The following is a 2,677-nucleotide window of genomic DNA, read 5'->3' on the forward strand; positions in this document are numbered from 1 at the left end:
TTGGTTCAATAGCAATGTTTGTTATAGTTACACTCCTATCTATATTTGGAGAAAATATAGTTAGAAAGAATGCCATGATAATGACGGCTGCAATCCTTATAATCATAACAATCGTTTTGGTTGCAGGACTAGTAAAATTTATTCCAGATATAGCTAGGTTATTTAGGGAAGGCTATGTAAATCCCCAATCAGCTAAGTGGAGTATTTCAGGTAATGGGGAGCCTGTTCCTGGAAATCTTGGAAACTCACTTATGTGGGCCTTGACATATGCCGGCTTCCAGATAAGTGCCATCGGTGGTATTTCCGCTTCATTTAAGGGTGGTAAGTTTAAGGAAGAAGCAAAGGGTGCAATGGCCATAGGTGCAATCATAAATATTTTAATGCTAGTTGGTATCTGCTTGTTGATATTCTCTCAGATGCCACACATCTTCATAAATGAAGAAACTAGAAAGCTACCTACAGTATTTATAGTAAACCAGCTTGATATACCAGTTTTGGCTGTTTTATATCCTATATTATTATTCCTAGCCCTAATTACAACTGCTGTAGGCTTTATATTTGGTATGGTACAGAGACTTGATCCATACGTACTAAAGGGTATGGAATCTAAGCCTATCATTAGAAAGGCCATCATCAGTGTCTGCTGCCTATTGGTTTGTTATGGGGTATCAAGACTTGGCCTAATGTGGGTTGTACAGGTTGCCTATAAGTATCTAGGAATATTTAACTGGATATTTATAATCCTACCATTATGGTTCATAGGCTATAAGAATATAAAGAAGAGGGATAAGGGTGAAAAATTAGAAGTTTAACCTATTGTTAACTAGATTTCTCATATAATAAAAGAGGGGGGTTCCGGATACTAATCGGTTCCTCCCTCTTTTATTTTATATTAATTGGTTGGATGTACTAGGTTTACCCTAGAAAATTTGATACTAGCCTGGTCAAACTCATGCTTAAATTCTTCCATCAACTTGTAGTAAACATCCCAATAATCCTCAGTCTTCACCCAAGGTCTGGCTATAAACTTAATTATATTATTATTCATAGATTCTACACCTATTAGTGGCTTTGGTGAGGACAATATTCTTTCTTCCTGGTCGAACAACCTATTTGATATCTCATATAGGGCCTTGACATTTGTATCGTATTCTACATTAAATACAAAGTCTATCCTCCTCTTATTTTGGGCTGTATAGTTGATCACAGGGTTAGAGGTTAACTGGAAGTTTGGCATTACTATCAGTTTATTATCATTTGTCTTTAGGGTTGTTGAGAACATAAGTATCTCCATCACAGTTCCCTCGTTTCCCTGACAATTTATAAAGTCACCTATATCAAATGGCTTGAAAAATAATATTATCAAGCAGGACCCAAGATTTGATAGGACCTCCTTAAATGCTAGACCTATACTAAAACCAGCCGCACCTAAGACTGCTACAAAAGATGTAGTATTTACACCCAATATGGACATGGCCTGCATAAAGGCTATTATTATAATCGTAACCTGGACGAAGTTAATCATAAAGGTAACGACACCAATACTTGACTTATACTTGGTAAGTATCCTATTCAAAAACCTCTTAACTAATTTGGCTATTAATATACCTATTGCTATTATTACGATGGCAAATACAATAGCAGGCAGTTTTTCTGTAAAAATATCTATATATTTAGTGAAAATTGTAGTTTGTTTTTCTATTGTTTTTTCCAAAAATCTTCCTCCTTCCCCTAAGTTCAGCTGTCCTTACATATTCCAAAATAACCTCCTTTAGGTCATCTTAATGTTTATTATGTCATATCTAGCATAAATTTTCCTAACTAACCTATATTAAATCCTCTACATCCATATCAAAAACCCTGGCCAACTCACCTATTACTTCATCCAAAGGACTTAAATCATCATTTTCCACTATTTCTTCCATATCACTATCACTTATATTAAGGGCTGCTCCCAAAAGTCCTACATCTAAGCCCCTTTCTTCCATCAGCTTTCTCAATCTCGACATTTACATAACCTCCATACACATATTATTGGTATTATATTTATATTTTTTGTCTATAGCTTATATTATTTATCTGTACTAATATAAATATTGCTACACCTATTAAATATATTAGTATTTTTTATTCTTGATACGGATTTTCTACAAAAAAAATCCTCCTATGATAACTTAATTTTACCATAGAAGGACTTATAATTTCATATTTTTTTATCTTTATCTGGTAAACTTGACCAAGTCAAACTTAGCCACATGAATACCTAAAAAATATTTTTAGCTTGGTCTAGACCTGACCTAAACTACCTTGTTGTATTCTTTTTTTAATTTTTCTATTATCTTTTTTTCCAACCTGGATACAGTCATCTGTGATATGCCAAGCTCTTCAGCTATCACTGATTGTGTCTTGTTGTCAAAGAATCTCCCTCGTATAATTTGAACCTCTAACTCGTTTAATGTCTCCATAAAACGATTAATAAAGTCCATTTCTTCAATATACTTAAAGTTCTTTTCCTCTGTACCGACCCTATCCCCCAGAGTCATATCCTTGTCCTCTGAATCATCATTACTAGGCATATCTAGTGATACTGGTTGGTAGCCATAAGATGCTTCCATAGCTTCCAAAACTTCTTCTTCAGTTATGTCTAAATAACTGGCAATTTCTGAAGGTGTTGGAC

General features: G+C 34.3%; 4 protein-coding genes. 1 reads left to right on the forward strand and 3 read right to left on the reverse strand.

Going from position 1 to position 2,677, the window contains the following annotated elements; genetic code table 11:
- The coding region (locus ACW6OJ_RS07975; RefSeq protein WP_456096267.1) for a hypothetical protein at nt 1–812 on the forward strand (812 nt) is incomplete at its 5' end.
- 80 nt (nt 813–892) lie between these two features.
- On the opposite strand, the gene ACW6OJ_RS07980 is transcribed toward ACW6OJ_RS07975, so the two are convergent.
- The 3 genes from ACW6OJ_RS07980 to ACW6OJ_RS07990 all read right to left on the reverse strand — a co-directional run.
- Nucleotides 893–1,714, reverse strand: a complete 822-nt coding sequence (locus ACW6OJ_RS07980) for a mechanosensitive ion channel family protein (protein WP_314495133.1) — start codon at nt 1,712–1,714, stop codon at nt 893–895.
- A 112-nt stretch (nt 1,715–1,826) separates the two neighbouring features.
- A complete protein-coding gene (locus tag ACW6OJ_RS07985) occupies nt 1,827–2,009 on the reverse strand; it encodes an XRE family transcriptional regulator (protein ID WP_455104415.1) in 183 nt (60 codons plus the stop codon).
- Nucleotides 2,010–2,297: 288 nt separating this feature from the next.
- Nucleotides 2,298–2,677: sigma-70 family RNA polymerase sigma factor (locus tag ACW6OJ_RS07990; protein ID WP_456096227.1), on the reverse strand; the 380-nt coding region annotated here is incomplete at its 5' end.

It is taken from the genome of Peptostreptococcus sp., assembly GCF_977045075.1.